The following is a 19,657-nucleotide window of genomic DNA, read 5'->3' on the forward strand; positions in this document are numbered from 1 at the left end:
GTGAGAAAAACGTATTATCAGAAAAGCCTAAAAACAATCTATCGATCCAAACGTGTTCAGCCAGTATTTGTTAAGAATGGGGTGAAGGGAGCAACGACCTTGATCGGTTCTGCTTCGATCCTATTAAGCGGTGCACCGATCAGCTTTGCGGCAGAGGAAGCCGCCGCAACTGAAAATGTAGAAGCATCCACAGAAGAAACAGCAACGACAGAAACAACGGATTCGAGTACGGCAGATTCCGGCACGACAGATTCGAGTTCTACGGAGGAGTCAACCGATCCTGAGCAGCCGATTGATCCGGAAAAACCAGTGAAGCCAGTTGAACCGAATCAGCCAGAACCAGAAGAACCAACCAAACCGACGGAACCGAATAAACCAACAAAGCCTGTTGAGCCTACGAAGCCAACACAACCGGCAGAACCAGAAAAGCCCGTCGAAACACCAAATGAGACACCTGCACAGCCAGCTGAATCTGCAACACCAGTTGTCGAAGCGGAGGTCAGGATCGCGGAACAACCGATCGTTAGTCAGGTAGAGACGCAGCCAGTGACGGAGCTGGTTCCTGCGACGACTGTTACTAGTGATGGTGCGATTCACTTTGAAAAGGATGAATCGGTGGAAAGCTTCATTAAAAAGATCGGCGAACCGGCCCGCAAGATTGGACAGCAGGAAGACCTGTATGCGTCCGTGATGATCGCGCAGGCGATTCTCGAATCTGCCAGCGGCACGAGCCAATTGGCCCAAGCACCGAATTACAATTTATTCGGCATCAAAGGCAGTTATAAAGGCAAGAGCGCGACCTTCAATACGCAGGAGGATACAGGCGGCGGGAATATGACTACGATCCAAGCAGCGTTTAGAGCGTATGAGAATTACGAAGAAAGCTTTGAAGATTACGCCAAGCTAATGAAGGAAGGCTTATCCGGCAACAGTACCTTCTATAGCGGCGCGTGGAAGAGCAATGCCGAAACCTATGAGGATGCGACAAAATTCTTAACCGGAAAATATGCGACGGACACCTCATACAATCAAAAGCTGAATGGTCTGATCGAGACCTACAACTTAACGGAGTATGACAAGGTGAAAGCCGAGGCAGCGATTAGTGCGCAGGGCTTTGCGATTCCAGTCGAGAACTACACGATCTCTAGTCCATTTGGTGTGAGAGGTGCTGAGTTCCACCGCGGATTAGACATGGCGGCAGGGCAAGGCGAACCGATCTATGCTAGCAAAGCTGGAACAATCACCGTAGCGGAGTTCCATTATTCATGGGGAAATTACGTTGTGGTGGAGCATGAGGATGGCATGACGACCTTGTATGCGCATCAATCACAGTATGTCGTGAAGTCTGGGGATCAGGTGGAACAAGGTCAAATTATCGGGTATGTGGGAAGTACCGGTAATAGCACAGGCAGTCATCTGCACTTTGAAGTCTGTCGGGATGGATCATTGAGCCAAGCGCAATTGATCGATCCGGCGTCTGTCTTGTTTTAGGGGACTAACATGAAATTTAGTGTCAAGGATATTAAAAATCTGACCTTCCCAAATGGCGCCATGGGCTATAAGAAAAAGGATGTCGATGATTTTCTCTCTTATGTCGCCAAAGATTACGTATCCTACCAGCAGCAAATCAACCATCTAAAAACGGATCTAGAAGAGGTTACCGCAGAGAAAGAGATCATCCAGCATACCTCGCAGCATCAGCGCAGGTTCGATCTAGACAAGCTGGAAGAACTATTAAACGAAAATCGCACGCTCAAACGGCAGCTGGAAGCGGCGCAAGTTCGCAATCGGGCATCGAAGCCAGGGGAGACGCTGGAGTTATCCCTCTCGCAAAAGGTGGCCTTGAAAATCGAAAGCCAAGCACAGGATGATGCGCTGAAGATTCGCAAGAAAGCCGATGCTTATTATCAGGAGCAAATGCTTCAGGTTCAGCAAGAACGGCATTTCTTGGATCTGCGGGTCAAGGAAAGCTTGTCTGACCTTGCGAAGAATGAACAGATCATCTTCTCCTCAGTCGATCGATTAAAACAGGAATATCTTCTACTGGTCAATCATCTGAGGAGAAATTTTGAAAGTCTCGTAGAAGAAGAACAAAAAAATGAACAGAAGGTTCAGTAAGGAGTGAGCGCATATGTATTTCAAACCCGTTGATATACGGGGACTGACGTTTCGAAGAGGACTGTTTGGTTTTCGGAAAGAGGATGTGAAGGACTTTGTCCGCCATGTCCTAGAAGACTATGATCTTTTTCTAGAAAAGGAGAGTCAATTGACCGATTGTCAGCAGGAATTGGCTCAAAAACAAGAGCTGCTCCTCCAGCAAAATGAAAAAGTCGCCCAGCTGACGATCCGCATCGGACAGCTGACCAGTGACCTCACCAGTCTGCGGGAGCTGGAAGGCGAATACCAAGACCTTGAAAAAATGAAGCTGATGGCTCAGCGTACCGCCAATACCGTTCAGGAAGAAGCGGATAAATTACTCGCCAAGGCCAAGCAGGAAAACGAACGAAACATGCGGCAGACCGAAGCGCAGAAGATGAATCAGCTGATGAACATTCAGATCGAAGTCGATGGACTGGTCAAGAAGCAGCAACGTCTCACCGCTCAGATAACAGAGAAAAAGTCTGAGCTGATCGATCTGGAGATTCAGTGTGAGGAGACCTTAGCTCAGAAACAAGGGTTAATGGAAGAAACACAGCTATTAAAGGAAAACTATCAGTCTTTGCGGGAAAGCCTGACGCAGAACGCTCGTGAGCAAGGCGAGAATCTAAGTGACGAGCAGACGAAGACATTCTTAGATATCAAGGCGAAGCGAATCGGCTAGGAGGGAAGCAATCATGGATTTTGAACAATTGATTTGGATTTTTGATTTCCTAGAGCGGGTCAAGATTAGACGCTATGTCTTTCCCCTCATGGTCATTATGATGACCCTCAGTTATCTAAAAGTCCGCCACGACCGCAGGAAAATCACGCAAGAAGAAGAGGATGCCGCAATCGAAGCGACGTATCAAAGAGATGAGAACGGGCTATTTCCCTGGGAAACAGATACCGATGACCATCCCAGCCGAGTGGCGAAGAACAGCCAACCCCTGAAGAGAGATTGGGGCCCGCAACGAGGAAAATGGTGAAGCATCTCCTTCTTTTAATAGAAGGAAACGAAGGAAGAATGAAGAAAAAGGGGAGTCTAAGTGAAAGAAGCCAGCATTGAACAATTAGTCAAAAAACTGAAGCAAGTGCCCATCGAAACGAAGCAAAAGCATCTGTTTCTTTCTATTTCAAATGGAAAGGAACGCGCAAAGGTCAGAAATGTCCGAGGAGAGACCTTAGAGGATTGTATCCAATGGCTGAAGCCGGAGTTAGCGAAGAGTGAAGCCGCTTATATCCGCGTGGATGCAGTAACACATATTCAAGAGTATAACTACGCGGAGCTGAACAAGCGGTTATCGATCGTTGAGCGGAATAACTATTTCCGGACAGGGATCGCCTTTGATCGGAAATTCCGTACGGCTTTTCTAGGAGAAGAAATCATGGGAAGTGCGCTGATCCGACCGTCACAGAATCACCGTGTCGGCTTTAACAATCCCGAGCTTTCCATTGATAGGACCAACCTAGAAAAATACGTGCAGCGAAAGTACAACGTACCGTTAAGAGATAAGTTGAAGCAGAAGACCTTCTATCTATTCGATACCCAAGGCTTCTACTTTGACAACGACGAATGGCTCACACTATCCACGAAGAAGGATCAGGAAGGGATTCGTGAGAGTAACTATGGCAGCTTGCCAACGCAGATCGATCACGCCATCGAATATGGCGAAGACTTCTTGTATCGTCAGATCAAGGATTCGGGCCAGTTCATCTATGGCTACTATCCGACCTATGACTATGAGCTGACCGGGTATAACTCTGTCCGACATTTCTCCAGTGTCTATGCCTTATTAGAAGCGCAGGAATATTTAGGAAAAACAGAGGAATTGAAACACTCGGAGCAGGCGCTTGATTGGGGCGTGAAGCACTTATTGATGGAAAAGGACGGAGCGCAATACGTTCAAGAACAGATGCGTTCAGGTATTTCGATCAAATTAGGGGCACAGGCCTTAGCAATCTTAGCCATGGCGAAGTTCCAGACGATTACTGGCGATGATAAGTATCAAAAAATCATCAACCAGCTGATCCAAGGCATCGATGAGCGCTTCGTTAATGAAGCAGGGGAAACCACCCATATATTAAATGATCAGCTGGAGGTCAAGAAGAAGTTCAACATCATTTATTACGATGGGGAAGCCGTCTTCAGTATCTTACGAGGCTATGCCATTACCAAAGACGAACGCCATTTACAGTTAGCTAAAAAGTTGTTTGATCGTTTCGTAGAGAAAAGGTACGAACGTTACCACGACCACTGGCTAAGCTATGCCACCAATGAAATTCTACTTTACCTGAATGAGAAGAAATACTATGAATTCGGACTAAAGAATGCATTTGAGAATATGAATTTCATTGAATTCCGTGATACTGCCTATCCGACCTTGTTGGAGCTATTAATGGCAGCGATCAAAATGACCGATAAGGTCCAAGAAACCAGCTATTTTAAACAAGGCGAGTTTACTCAATTTGTTTCTAAAATAGATTTCTGGCGCTTGCGGCAAGTCGCAATCAAGCGTGCAGAGATTGAGATTGAAAAAGGCGTGATGTTTCCAGAGATGGCCATGTTCATGAAGAATCCAGATCGGATCGTCCATGGGTTCTACACCAGACATGACAAGTTCCGGATGCGGATCGATGATCAAGAGCACTTTCTGAGCGGCTTGATTAATTTTTTTGACTATTTTTACAAATAGTTCAAGCAAAGCACTACCGGCAGTAAAAAATTTATTAAAAAAGGAGTTATTACGAATGAGTAAAAGGAAATTGACGTATCGCCGAGAGCCGATAAAGAAATACCGGATGCATAAAGTGAAAAAGCATTGGGTTGTTAAAAGCGGTGTCGCAGGTGCGATGCTCGTTGGTACGGTCGCGGCACCAGCCAGTACGTTGTACGCGCAGGCAGCAGAAACAGAAGAAGTAACGTCAACAGAGGAACTGGAGAAGGACGAAGCAGCAACATCGGAAGCAACTGAAAAACCAGAGAACCGCGCGACGGAGAATGAAGATGGTACGAAGACTTGGGTGACTAATGAAGATTCAGAAGTTAGTTTAAATAGTTTTGAACGAATAGATGTAAATGGAAATAAGGCGACAACAAGTTATACAGGAGCTAATATCACAGATGATAACGTGGCAATTTCATTAACGATTGATAACAGTGTTAAGGAAAATGACAAAATTATTATACCTGTAACAAAATCTAATACGACAAAACTATTTGAGACTTTGGGTGGAAGTATTAGTGGCATAGGAAAAATTGAATATGTTATTGATGTAGGATTTGTGATTACTATTGAAAATGAAATAACAAAAACTATGAAGATAGATTTCAAATTATTTGGTCGAGGTTCGGTAGCATTTTCACTAATTTATGATTCAAACAATCTAAATTTAAAGACTGATGATGAATTTATATATATGAATGGTATAGAAATTGAGAGAATTACTTCATCACGTGTCCTAAATGGTAGTAAAACTGCAAGACCTAGATTGAGAGGGATATTGTCTGGTGGAGCTAATAGTATAAATACGTCTTTTGATTATGATAATTCTTATGAAACATCAAGAATCATAGATCAAACAAATTATACTCCTATTGACGAAAACATCGTTCAAATTGAAAGGCTTACTTTTGAATCAGAAGCGTCTATAAATAGTTTTACTGGTCAGAATAAAGAAAATTTACCAGGATGGATAGATATTTTTGTACCTTTGCCTGACGGATCAGGAAATCAATTAAGCGTTACTTTAGATTTAACTGGAAACGAATTTTCTTATATTGAAGTTCCGGCAGATTCAACTGATGAAGAGATTATTGGAATTTTGAAGGCTACCAATATAGATTCTTATACAGCTATTGAAAACTCAGATGGAACCTATACAATTGCAAGAAAAGTTCAAGGTGGGAAACATGGATTTAAGTTGTCAGATACTATTGAGTATAAAAACAGTGGTGCAAATAGCCCAGTCGAATTCTTTGAATACCAATTCGGTATTGTTTACGAAGATCCAGAAATAATAGATAGAATTAATACAGCCTTTGATGAAGTGGTTCAAAGCTCAAGACTATTATTTAATTTCGTATTTGACGATGATACGGTTAAACATATTGCAGACATGAAGTATTCCGATTCCTTAGGAAACACGAGTTCAGCTAATCGTGAAACTACTCCAAACCAGGTAACAACACAGGGGCAAAGTTCTATCAGAATTAATTATGTCGACGAAGATAACCAACCACTACAAAACCCAGTAACAAAACTTGGCTTCCCAACTACAGAATCTTCTCCTGAACAAGCAATGATCACGGCAGAAGACTTAGTAGTTGAAGGTTATGAAATTGATTTAGAACAATTACCTACTGGCGCAGATCCTCTTACTGGAACAATATCTGTTGATTTCCCAGATGAAGGTGAAACGACAGATATTACTTACAAATATAAGATCAAGACTACGAAAGTCAACGTAAGATACATGTTGGATTCCGATGGTGATGGAGTTGCGGATACGAAGATCAATGATGGTGCGGATGATGACTCATTAGAAGGAATCTATAACTCAGTTTATCGGACAACTGCAATAGATTACCGTGATAAGAACTATTACTTAGTCGCAAACCCAGCAAATATGGCTGGACGTTATGCGGACTCAACCACTGATGTTGAATTTGTTTATCGTGAAGTCGGAAGTCTGGTGATCGATACTTCTCGTCATGATGGGGTAACAGAACCAACGGCAACTAAATTTACGATTAATACGAATTTAAGAGATTTGGCAGATGTAACGGTACCGAAAGCACCAACCGGTTTCCATTATGTGAATACTAAAACAAATGAAGCGTTGACAGAAGGCGCGAAGGTAAAACCCGGCGCTCAAAACACGTTAGACCCTAGTGAAGATACGCGTTCACAAAACATGGAATGGAAGTTAGTTCCAGATGAATACAAAGTGATTTATCACTATGTTGATAAAGAAGGAAAAGAAGTCGCAGAAGATGTTGTCGTTCCTTCATCTGAAGGTGCAGCGATCGAAAACAAGATCAATGTGGTTGAAGGCTACTTATATGTAGAGACAGACCCAACTTCCGATAGTGGAACGATCAAACCTTCGGGAACATCAGAAGTAACCTATGTGTATCAGCCAATGGGGAGTTATTCTCTGAAAAGTGATGACCCTGATTTCACTGAGGATACGGTTCTTTACCCGAATGATCCTACTGATCCAAGCAAAGCACTAGCAGTGGATGCACCTTCTCACCCTGGCATTGCCTATGTAGAGGGTTATACACCGACGGATAAAAACGGCGGCGCATTGGAATGGATGGATACGGAGGATGAAACCAAAGGATACAAATCACCAGCGATTGCGGACGCAAGTAAAGACACTGAAATTACGTACAAATTAAATGATGCGAAAATTCTCTATCATTATGTAGATCAAGAAGGAAATCCAGTCGCAGAAACGAAGACAGTTCCAGCGAAAGTGAAAGACACGATTTCCGAGAAGATCGATGTCGTATCCGGCTGGTTGTACGTGGAGAAAGATGCGGATTCAGATTCCGATATGATCGTGAATATGAATGGCACGTCAGAAATTACGTATGTGTATACCAAAATGGGCAGCATTACCATTGGTAGTGAAGATTCTAAGTTTCCAGGAAGCGGAACAATTATCTATCCAAATGATCCAAACGATCCAAGCAAGATGCTCGATCAATCAGATCCAGATTTCCCAACGATTGACTATGTTGAAGGCTATACACCGAAGGATAAAGATGGTATTCCGTTGGAATGGGTTGATCCAGAGGATGAAACCAAAGGGTACAAACTGCCAGATATTGATGATCCAACCGAGGATACTGAAATTAAGTATGAGTTAGATGAAGATGAGTCAGATTCAGACTCAGATTCAGATAGCGATTCAGATTCGGATAGCGATTCAGATTCGGATAGCGATTCAGATTCGGATAGCGATTCGGACTCAGATAGCGACTCAGATTCGGACAGTGACTCAGATTCAGACAGCGATTCGGACTCGGATAGCGACTCAGATTCGGACAGCGATTCAGACTCGGATAGCGATTCGGACTCGGACAGTGATTCGGACTCGGACAGCGACTCAGATTCAGACAGTGACTCAGACTCAGATAGCGACTCAGATTCGGACAGCGATTCGGACAGCGACTCAGATTCAGATAGCGATTCAGATTCGGATAGTGACTCAGACTCAGACAGCGATTCAGACTCGGATAGCGATTCGGACTCAGATAGCGACAGTGATTCAGACAGCGATTCGGACTCAGATAGTGACTCAGATTCCGATAGTGATTCAGACTCAGACAGCGATTCGGACTCGGATAGCGATTCAGACTCGGACAGCGATTCAGATTCAGACAGTGACTCGGACTCAGATAGCGATTCAGATTCGGATAGCGACGCAGACTCCGATAGTGATTCAGATTCGGACAGTGATTCAGACTCAGATAGCGACTCAGATTCAGACAGCGACTCAGATTCAGATAGCGACTCAGACTCGGATAGCGATTCGGATTCAGATAGCGATTCAGATTCGGATAGTGATTCGGACTCGGATAGTGACTCAGATTCAGACAGCGATTCGGACTCGGATAGTGACTCAGATTCAGATAGTGATTCAGATTCAGACAGCGATTCGGACTCAGATTCGGACAGCGATTCAGACTCGGATAGCGATTCGGATTCGGATAGCGACTCAGATTCAGACAGCGATTCGGACTCGGATAGCGACAGTGATTCAGACAGCGATTCAGACTCGGACAGTGACTCAGATTCAGACAGTGATTCAGACTCGGACAGTGACTCAGATTCAGATAGTGATTCAGACTCGGACAGTGACTCAGATTCGGACAGCGATTCAGACTCAGACAGTGACTCAGATTCGGATAGCGACTCGGATTCAGACAGCGATTCAGACTCGGATTCGGATAGCGACAGTGATTCAGATAGTGACTCAGATTCAGATAGTGATTCAGACTCGGACAGTGACTCAGATTCGGACAGCGACTCAGACTCGGACAGTGACTCAGATTCGGATAGCGACTCGGATTCAGACAGCGATTCAGATTCAGATAGCGATTCAGACTCGGATTCGGATAGCGACAGTGATTCAGATAGTGACTCAGACTCAGATAGCGATTCAGACTCGGATAGCGATTCAGATTCGGATAGTGACTCAGACTCAGATAGCGATTCAGACTCGGATAGCGATTCAGATTCGGATAGCGATTCAGATTCAGACAGCGATTCAGACTCGGATAGCGACAGTGATTCGGACAGCGATTCAGATTCCGATAGCGATTCAGACTCAGACAGCGACTCAGATTCGGACAGCGATTCAGACTCAGATAGCGACTCAGATTCAGATAGTGACTCGGACTCAGACAGCGATTCAGACTCAGATAGCGACTCAGATTCAGATAGTGACTCAGATTCGGACAGCGATTCAGACTCAGATAGCGACTCAGATTCGGATAGCGACTCGGATTCCGATAGCGACTCAGACTCGGATAGTGATTCAGATTCGGACAGCGATTCGGACTCAGATAGCGATTCAGATTCGGATAGTGATTCGGACTCAGATAGCGACTCAGATTCGGACAGCGATTCGGACTCGGATAGTGACTCAGATTCAGACAGTGATTCAGACTCGGATAGCGACTCGGATTCGGATAGCGACTCAGATTCCGATAGCGATTCAGATTCGGATAGTGATTCAGACTCAGATTCCGATAGCGATTCGGATTCAGATAGTGACTCAGATTCGGATAGTGATTCGGACTCGGATAGTGACTCAGACTCAGACAGCGATTCGGACTCGGATAGTGACTCAGATTCCGATAGCGATTCAGACTCAGATAGCGACTCAGATTCAGACAGTGACTCAGACTCGGATAGCGATTCGGATTCAGATAGTGACTCAGACTCGGATAGCGATTCGGACTCGGATAGTGACTCAGATTCCGATAGTGATTCAGATTCAGACAGCGATTCAGACTCAGATAGCGACTCAGATTCCGATAGCGATTCAGACTCGGATAGCGATTCGGATTCAGATAGTGACTCAGACTCGGATAGCGATTCGGACTCGGATAGTGACTCAGATTCCGATAGTGATTCAGATTCAGACAGCGATTCAGACTCAGATAGCGACTCAGATTCAGATAGCGATTCAGACTCGGATAGCGACTCAGATTCGGATTCGGATAGTGATTCAGACTCGGATAGCGACTCAGATTCAGATAGCGATTCGGACTCGGATAGCGACAGTGATTCAGACAGCGATTCGGACTCAGATAGCGATTCGGATTCGGATAGTGACTCAGATTCGGACAGCGATTCAGACTCGGATAGCGATTCGGACTCAGATAGTGACTCAGACTCGGATAGCGACAGTGATTCAGACAGCGATTCAGATTCGGATAGTGACTCGGATTCAGACAGCGATTCGGACTCGGATAGCGACTCAGATTCAGACAGCGACTCGGATTCAGATAGCGATTCAGACTCGGATAGCGACAGTGATTCAGACAGCGATTCGGATTCAGATAGCGACTCAGACTCGGACAGTGATTCGGATTCAGATAGCGATTCAGACTCGGATAGCGACAGTGATTCAGATTCGGATAGCGACAGTGATTCGGATAGCGACAGTGATTCAGACAGCGATTCAGACTCAGATAGTGACTCAGATTCAGATAGCGATTCAGATTCGGATAGTGACTCGGATTCAGACAGCGATTCGGACTCAGATAGTGACTCAGACTCAGATAGCGATTCAGATTCGGATAGCGACTCAGACTCAGACAGTGACTCGGATTCGGACTCGGATAGTGACTCAGATTCGGATAGCGATTCAGATTCGGACAGCGATTCAGACTCAGATAGCGACTCAGATTCGGACAGCGATTCAGACTCAGATAGCGACTCAGATTCAGATAGCGATTCGGACTCGGATAGCGACAGTGATTCGGATAGTGACTCGGATTCAGACAGCGATTCAGACTCGGATAGCGACTCAGATTCGGACAGCGATTCAGACTCAGATAGCGATTCGGACTCGGATAGCGACAGTGATTCGGATAGTGACTCGGATTCAGACAGCGATTCGGATTCGGACAGCGATTCAGACTCAGATAGCGATTCAGATTCGGACAGCGATTCAGACTCAGACAGCGATTCAGACTCGGATAGCGACTCAGACTCAGACAGCGACTCAGACTCAGACAGTGATTCGGACTCAGATAGCGACAGTGATTCAGATAGTGATTCGGATTCAGACAGCGACTCAGACTCGGACAGTGACTCAGATTCAGACAGCGACTCGGACTCAGATAGCGACAGTGATTCAGACAGCGATTCGGACTCGGATAGCGATTCGGACTCGGATAGTGACTCAGATTCGGACAGCGATTCAGACTCGGATAGCGATTCAGATTCGGACAGCGATTCGGACTCGGATAGTGACTCAGATTCTGATGCGGATCTTAACTATGATAAATGGGTAGTAGTGGCACCAATCTTAGATCCAATTGAAGCAGGGGATTCAATTATTTCAGGAAAAATACCTGATCAAGATATTGACTACGATAGAACGTATACCGTGGATCTTTACGTAAATGGTCAGTTGATTGCAAGTGGAATAACTGTTGGGTCTAATGGAAAATTCCAATATGATCTGAATGATCTTGCGAGAGAATATGCGAGATTGATCGGGAAGCAGCTTGAAGAAGGTGATGAAGTTACTGCAAAAGCAATCGGCCATCAAGATGGTAGAGAGAGTAAAGAGAGTCAGTCAACGAGCATAGTTGTTCAAGGCGAAAGCGACAGTGATTCAGATAGTGACTCAGATTCGGATAGCGATTCGGACTCGGATAGTGACTCAGATTCGGATAGCGATTCGGACTCGGATAGTGACTCAGATTCAGATAGCGATTCGGACTCGGATAGTGACTCAGATTCAGATAGCGATTCGGACTCGGATAGTGACTCAGATTCAGATAGCGATTCAGACTCAGACAGCGACTCAGATTCAGATAGTGACTCAGACTCGGATAGTGACTCAGACTCGGATAGTGACTCAGATTCGGATAGTGATTCAGACTCGGATAGCGATTCGGACTCAGACAGTGACTCGGACTCAGATAGCGATTCAGATTCAGACAGTGACTCAGATTCAGACTCTGATGGAAGCACGACTACTAAGAAGAATCTGCCAAGTACCAATACGAATGACGATCAATTGTTGTATTCAGTTGCTGGTTTAGGACTCGTGTCAATGGGATTGGCTTTCTATGGAGGAACGAAGAAGCGCAAGAAGGATCAAGAGGACAATACCATTTAGGTTTACAGAATATGAAAGGTTACGTTCGCATTTTAGAGCGTAACCTTTTTAAAAAGGATGGCTGCTATGAAAAGAAATAGGTACAAAGTCGTTACTAGTCCACCCAAAAGTGTCTATAAGAGGTATAGGCTGCACAAAGTGAAGAAAAACTGGGTGGTAAAGAGTAGCGTCATTGGTGCAATGATACTGGGTCCGTCGATAGGGTCTACTGCTCGAGCGGAAACAATGGGAACTACGGAAGCGAATGTTCTTTCGGCAGGAACAGACAAATCTGGACTTGCCCGATCGCCACTGACGGAAAAGGTGGACAAAGAGATCGTTCAACCGGCGCTTACCTTAGCGCAATCGGTGCAGAACGAACCGGAGATCGCTACGTTGATTCAGAAGTTATTGGATACCCAGACGAGTAATCCCACGGATACTGGCGGGTCAGTGACAGCTGCCGCAAATGAACTGCGGGCGGCGATTCCGACTGCGGAAACTGCGAGAAAAGCTGCGAATACGAGTGCTAATAAAGCGATTAACCAATATAAAGGTTATGTTGATTGGGATACAGATTGGACCTATCATAATGCTTTGGACCAACCTTTGCAGGCCTTATATGATGCACGATCAGGTGCAACGGCTACACCACCAACGGTGACGACACAACAGTTAAAAGATGCGACGACTGTACTTAATACCATTGGTACACAAGTTGAAGACGAAATTATTTTTATTGGTTCGCCTGGACCGCTCTCGGATCAAGGTGGCGAAGCGGGTCAAACAACAGTGACCTATCGGTATTTATCCGATAGTGGAAAGGTCCTTTTACCGGCGTTTACGTTAGAAGATGCCACGATTGGAGAACAAATTCCTGATCACAAAGTGCCGATTGAAGGCTATACCTTCAAAGAGATCGGCTCTGGCTCTGATAACGATATGATCGTGAATCCGGATGGGGATTCGATGGTCACTTATGTCTATACTGCGAATGATGCGACAGTAACGTATCGCTATGTCGATGAAGCTGGCGAAGAAATTGCCGCTGACTTTGAATTACAAACAAAAGTAGATGCGACGATCGATGAACGCATTGAGGAGATTGAAGGTTATTCCTATTTAGAGAAGAAAGCTGATTCTGATGCGGATATGATCGTGGATCGCAGCGGAAGTTCTGTCGTCACTTATGTGTACAGCTTGAATCAAGCAAAAGTAACGCACAACTATGTGAATGAAGCAGGCAATCCAATCGCTGAAGAGCAGATAGAACAAGCAAAAATTGGTTCAGATATCGTAGAGAAACGTGAAGAGATCGAAGGCTACACCTTCAAAGCGATTGATACTGAAACGTCAGATGAAGATATGAAAGTGGACTCTGATGGAGGGTCAGTCGTGACCTACATCTACACTCCGAACGACGCTACGGTGACGTATCGTTATGTCGATGAGAACGGCGAAGAAATTGCTGAGGATCGTATTATTCCTACCAAAGTAGACGCAGTGATCGAAGAACAAAATGATGCGATTACTGGCTATACCTATCAGAAGAAATCAGAAGATTCAGATGTGGACATGATCGTGGATCGCAGCGGGGCATCAGTCGTGACGTATGTCTACACTGCGAATCAAGTAACTGTGAGCCATAGATACGTGGATGAAGATGGCAAGGAAATAGAGGAAGCGACACTTGAACAAGCGGCAGCGGGGTCTGCGATTGTTAGGAATCCGATCGAGATCGAAGGCTATACATATAAGAGCCTTGATACTGAAAATTCAGATGAAGACATGAAGGTGAATGCGGATGGAACATCCATCGTGACCTATGTTTATTCAGCGAATTACGCGCAGGTAGCTTTTCATTATGTAGACAATGAGGGAGAAACGATCTTCCCTAGCGATACATGGAACTCTCGAGTCGGTCGTGAACTCACGGAAGAGTATATTAGGAACCTTATGGCATTTCCAGAGGGCTATTACTTCATTGGTCTGGATATAGAAAAATCTGATAGTGATATGATCGTCGATCGTGATGGGTATTCTGAGATTACGCTTGTCTTCAAACCGGTAGGCAGCTTTATCTTGACGAGTGATGATCCATATTTCCCGAATACAGATGAAATTCAATATGTTGTCAATGGGGATCAAGTAAGTCCAGATCAACATGTTATCCCATATGTAGCAGGGTATCACGCTGTGGATAAGGATGGGAATGAACTGGAGTTTATCGATCCAGATGATCCGACGAAGGGCTATAAGGCGCCGGAAATTGCTGATCCTACTGAGGATACAGTCGTGAAATATGTCGTGAATGATGATGCAGATTCGGATAGTGACTCAGATTCGGACAGCGATTCAGACTCAGATAGCGACTCAGATTCGGATAGTGATTCGGACTCAGATAGCGACAGTGATTCAGACAGCGATGCAGATTCGGATAGCGATTCAGACTCAGACAGCGATTCAGATTCAGATAGCGATTCAGATTCGGATAGCGACTCGGACTCGGATAGCGACAGTGATTCAGACAGCGATTCAGACTCAGACAGCGATTCGGACTCGGATAGTGACTCAGATTCGGATAGCGATTCAGATTCGGACAGCGATTCAGACTCAGATAGCGATTCAGATTCGGATAGTGACTCAGATTCAGATAGCGATTCGGACTCAGATAGTGACTCAGACTCGGATAGCGACAGTGATTCAGACAGCGATTCAGATTCGGATAGTGACTCAGATTCAGACAGCGACTCGGATTCAGATAGCGATTCAGACTCGGATAGCGACAGTGATTCAGACAGCGATTCGGACTCGGATAGCGACTCAGATAGCGACTCAGATTCAGACAGTGACTCAGACTCGGATAGCGATTCGGACTCAGATAGTGACTCAGACTCGGATAGCGATTCGGACTCAGATAGTGACTCAGATTCAGATAGTGATTCAGATTCAGACAGCGATTCGGACTCAGATAGCGACAGTGATTCGGACAGCGACTCAGATTCAGATAGCGATTCAGATGCTGATAGTGATTCGGATTCAGACAGCGATTCAGACTCGGATAGCGATTCAGATTCAGACAGCGATTCGGACTCAGATAGCGACAGTGATTCAGACAGCGATTCGGACTCAGACAGCGATTCAGATGCTGATAGTGATTCGGACTCAGATAGTGACTCAGATTCAGACAGCGATTCGGACTCAGATAGCGATTCAGATTCAGACAGCGATTCGGACTCAGACAGCGACTCAGATTCCGATAGTGATTCAGACTCGGATAGCGACTCAGATTCAGATAGTGATTCAGATTCGGATAGTGACTCAGATTCGGATAGCGATTCGGACTCAGATAGCGATTCAGACTCGGATAGCGACTCAGATTCAGACAGCGATTCGGACTCGGATAGTGACAGTGATTCGGACTCGGATAGCGACTCAGACTCAGATAGTGATTCAGACTCAGACAGCGATTCGGATTCCGATAGTGATTCAGATTCAGATAGCGATTCGGACTCGGATAGCGACTCAGATTCAGACAGTGATTCGGACTCAGATAGCGATTCAGATTCGGATAGTGATTCGGATTCGGATAGCGACTCAGATTCAGACAGCGATTCAGACTCGGACAGCGATTCAGACTCGGATAGCGACTCAGACTCGGATAGCGACTCGGATTCAGATAGTGACTCAGACTCAGATAGTGATTCGGACTCGGATAGCGACTCAGATTCGGACAGCGATTCGGACTCGGATAGCGACAGTGATTCAGACAGTGATTCAGACTCGGATAGCGATTCAGACTCGGATAGCGACTCAGATTCGGACAGCGATTCAGATTCAGACAGCGATTCGGACTCGGATAGCGACAGTGATTCAGACAGCGACTCGGATTCGGATAGCGACTCAGACTCAGACAGCGATTCAGATTCAGATAGCGACTCGGATTCGGATAGTGACTCGGATTCAGACAGCGATTCAGACTCGGATAGCGACTCGGATTCAGACAGCGATTCAGATTCGGACAGCGACAGTGATTCAGATAGCGATTCGGACTCAGACAGCGACTCAGACTCGGACAGCGACTCAGACTCGGACAGCGATTCAGACTCGGATAGCGACTCGGATTCAGATAGTGACTCAGATTCGGACAGCGATTCAGACTCGGATAGCGACTCGGATTCAGATAGTGATTCAGATTCGGATAGCGACTCGGATTCAGACAGTGACTCAGATTCCGATAGTGATTCAGACTCAGATAGCGACAGTGATTCAGACAGTGATTCAGACAGTGATTCGGACTCAGATAGCGATTCAGATTCGGATAGCGACTCAGACTCAGACAGCGATTCGGATGCTGATAGTGATTCGGACTCAGATAGCGACTCAGATTCAGATAGCGATTCGGACTCGGATAGCGACTCAGATTCGGATAGCGATTCAGACTCGGACAGCGATTCGGACTCGGACAGCGATTCGGACTCGGACAGCGATTCGGACTCGGACAGCGATTCAGATTCGGATAGCGACTCAGATTCGGACAGTGACTCAGACTCGGACAGCGATTCAGACTCGGATAGCGACTCAGATTCGGACAGCGATTCAGACTCAGATAGCGACTCAGATTCGGATAGCGACAGTGATTCAGACAGCGACTCGGACTCAGATAGTGACTCAGACTCGGATAGCGACAGTGATTCAGACAGCGACTCGGATTCGGATAGCGACTCAGACTCGGATAGCGATAGTGATTCAGACAGCGACTCGGACTCAGATTCGGATAGCGATTCAGACTCAGATAGTGACTCAGATTCGGATAGCGATTCAGACTCGGATTCCGATAGTGATTCGGATTCCGATAGTGATTCGGACTCAGATAGCGACTCAGATTCGGATAGTGATTCAGACTCAGACAGCGATTCAGACTCGGATAGCGACTCAGATTCGGACAGCGATTCGGACTCAGACTCGGATAGCGATTCAGATTCGGATAGTGATTCGGATTCAGATAGCGACAGTGATTCAGACAGCGACTCGGATTCGGACAGCGATTCAGACTCAGATAGCGACTCAGATTCGGACAGCGATTCGGACTCGGATAGCGACAGTGATTCAGATAGCGATTCGGACTCGGATAGCGACTCAGATTCGGACAGTGATTCAGACTCAGACAGCGACTCGGATTCGGATAGCGACAGTGATTCGGACTCAGATAGCGATTCAGACTCAGACAGCGATTCAGATTCGGATAGTGACTCAGACTCGGACAGCGATTCAGACTCAGATAGCGACTCAGATTCAGATAGTGATTCAGATTCGGACTCGGATAGTGACTCGGATTCCGATAGCGATTCGGATTCAGACAGCGATTCAGACTCGGATAGTGACTCAGATTCGGATAGCGATTCAGACTCGGATAGCGATTCAGACTCGGATAGCGACTCAGATTCAGATAGTGATTCGGACTCGGATAGCGATTCTGATTACGAAGACTGGATCATTGTACCGCCAGTATTGAATCCTCATTCGCCGGGCGACTCGATTATTTCGGGAAGTATTCCTAATCAAAATATGGATTTTGACAGAACCTATACATTGAATCTATATATCAACGGCTATCTAGTAGCAAGTGGAATACCAGTCACTCCAGGTGGTGACTTCGAGTATGACTTGAATGAAGTTGCGCGAGAGTATGCACGACTAACAGGTCGTACGCTTGCTGATGGTGATGTGGTTACCGCAAAACTGGTCGGTCACCAAGACGGAAAAGTGGATAAGGATGGTCCAGCGGTAAATGAGATCGTCAAGGATACAGAAAGTGATTCAGACTCAGATAGTGACTCAGATTCGGACAGCGATTCAGATTCGGATAGCGACTCAGATTCAGACAGCGATTCAGATTCAGACAGTGACTCAGATTCGGATAGCGATTCAGACTCAGACAGCGATTCAGACTCGGATAGTGACTCAGACTCGGATAGTGATTCGGATTCGGATAGCGACTCAGATTCAGACAGTGACTCAGACTCGGATAGTGATTCGGATTCGGATAGTGACTCAGATAGCGATTCGGACTCGGACAGTGACTCAGATTCGGATGGCAACACGGTGAAGAAAGCAGCATCAACTGCCAAAACTACGCCTAAGGATGGAGCAACGAAGGCTTCGAGTAAGGGTTCGTTACCGAAGACAGGGATGGATGCCGAAGCGCAGATCTATCAGACTTCAGGTTGGGGCATGCTGACGCTTGGTCTGGCAGGATTGCTGAAACGTCTAAAAAATAAGAAGCAAAACGAAGAAGTAGAGAACGAATAGGTAAGTAGTTAGCGAGAATAGCGACAGAAGGCGGATCATTTTCAAATGATTCAAATGATCCGCCTTTTGTTTTATGGGGAGACAGGTATGAAACGAAAAATGGTTGTCCTAGTGTTCGTTCTGGTGGGACTCGTGTTTCTCTTTAACAAGCCGATAAAAAATTATTTTGTGAAGAAAACAGGTGAACAGTACCAGATTTCTAAGATCGATAAGAAAGAGATCGCAGCGAATCAAAAGAAGCAAACAACCTATGATTTTGATGGGGTCAAGCCGATAGATACGAAGGCGATTGCGAAGTCGCAAATCAGCGGACAGAGCAAGGAGCTGCCTGTGATCGCCAGTGTGGCAGTACCAAGAGTAGGGATTTGTTTGCCGATTTTTAAAGGTCTGCAAAATGACGGGTTGTATTACGGTGCAGGGACTCTTTCAGCTGATCAAGAGATGGGCGAGGGGAATTATGGTATCGCGAGTCATCGTTCTGATCAGGCAGATTTATTGTTTACGCCGTTAGATGAAGTGGTCGTAGGGGATACGATTTATCTCACAGATTTAACCAAAGTGTATACATATGTGGCAGTTTGGAAAGAACATGTAGATCCGAGTTCGGTAGAGGTGTTGGATGTTGTTCCCGGAAAACGGCTAGTCACCCTGCTGACCTGCGGGGATATCTACGCTACGACACGATTGGTTGTTCAGGGAGAATTACAAAGTGTGACATCGATCGAGATTATCTCGGAGGCTGCCGCAAAAGCATTTGATTTGCCAGTAAAAACATATTGAATGCGTACTTAGCACCAAATAATAAGTGACAAAGAAAATTAAGGATAAGCATTATCAGAAAGGGATAGAT

8 protein-coding genes are annotated in these 19,657 nt (G+C 45.6%); all 8 read left to right on the forward strand.

Features of this window, described 5'->3' with window-relative positions:
• The gene (locus tag IGI38_RS17055) at positions 1 to 1,491 is read left to right on the forward strand and encodes a glucosaminidase domain-containing protein (RefSeq protein WP_438733396.1); all 1,491 of its coding nucleotides are present in this window, start codon (positions 1 to 3) and stop codon (positions 1,489 to 1,491) included.
• 9 nt (positions 1,492 to 1,500) lie between these two features.
• The gene (locus IGI38_RS17060) at positions 1,501 to 2,118 is read left to right on the forward strand and encodes a DivIVA domain-containing protein (protein ID WP_438732769.1); all 618 of its coding nucleotides are present in this window, start codon (positions 1,501 to 1,503) and stop codon (positions 2,116 to 2,118) included.
• A 13-nt stretch (positions 2,119 to 2,131) separates the two neighbouring features.
• Positions 2,132 to 2,821 (forward strand): DivIVA domain-containing protein, encoded by a 690-nt coding sequence (locus IGI38_RS17065; protein WP_438732771.1) that lies wholly within the window; start codon positions 2,132 to 2,134, stop codon positions 2,819 to 2,821.
• A gap of 13 nt (positions 2,822 to 2,834) precedes the next feature.
• Positions 2,835 to 3,125, forward strand: coding sequence for a hypothetical protein (locus tag IGI38_RS17070; protein ID WP_438732773.1), 291 nt, complete (start codon positions 2,835 to 2,837; stop codon positions 3,123 to 3,125).
• 60 nt (positions 3,126 to 3,185) lie between these two features.
• A complete protein-coding gene (locus tag IGI38_RS17075; RefSeq protein ID WP_438732775.1) occupies positions 3,186 to 4,832 on the forward strand; it encodes a hypothetical protein in 1,647 nt (548 codons plus the stop codon).
• A 55-nt stretch (positions 4,833 to 4,887) separates the two neighbouring features.
• Complete coding sequence (locus IGI38_RS17080; protein WP_438732776.1) at positions 4,888 to 12,516, forward strand: KxYKxGKxW signal peptide domain-containing protein; 7,629 nt, start codon at positions 4,888 to 4,890, stop codon at positions 12,514 to 12,516.
• A 66-nt stretch (positions 12,517 to 12,582) separates the two neighbouring features.
• Positions 12,583 to 18,807 (forward strand): MucBP domain-containing protein, encoded by a 6,225-nt coding sequence (locus IGI38_RS17085; RefSeq protein ID WP_438732779.1) that lies wholly within the window; start codon positions 12,583 to 12,585, stop codon positions 18,805 to 18,807.
• Between the two features lie 87 nt (positions 18,808 to 18,894).
• Positions 18,895 to 19,587 carry a class A sortase gene (locus IGI38_RS17090; RefSeq protein WP_438732781.1) on the forward strand — a complete coding sequence of 231 codons (693 nt, stop codon included), beginning with the start codon at positions 18,895 to 18,897 and terminating at the stop codon, positions 19,585 to 19,587.
• The last annotated feature ends 70 nt before the right edge of the window (positions 19,588 to 19,657 follow it).

It is taken from the genome of Enterococcus sp. AZ128 (assembly GCF_051714485.1).
GTDB lineage: Bacteria > Bacillota > Bacilli > Lactobacillales > Enterococcaceae > Enterococcus_A.

Coding starts and splice junctions, on each gene's coding strand:
- IGI38_RS17060 (WP_438732769.1), top strand. CDS start 1,501: ATGAAATTTAGTGTCAAGGATATTAAAAATCTGACCTTCCCAAATGGC.
- IGI38_RS17065 (WP_438732771.1), top strand. CDS start 2,132: ATGTATTTCAAACCCGTTGATATACGGGGACTGACGTTTCGAAGAGGA.
- IGI38_RS17070 (WP_438732773.1), top strand. CDS start 2,835: ATGGATTTTGAACAATTGATTTGGATTTTTGATTTCCTAGAGCGGGTC.
- IGI38_RS17080 (WP_438732776.1), top strand. CDS start 4,888: ATGAGTAAAAGGAAATTGACGTATCGCCGAGAGCCGATAAAGAAATAC.
- IGI38_RS17085 (WP_438732779.1), top strand. CDS start 12,583: ATGAAAAGAAATAGGTACAAAGTCGTTACTAGTCCACCCAAAAGTGTC.
- IGI38_RS17090 (WP_438732781.1), top strand. CDS start 18,895: ATGAAACGAAAAATGGTTGTCCTAGTGTTCGTTCTGGTGGGACTCGTG.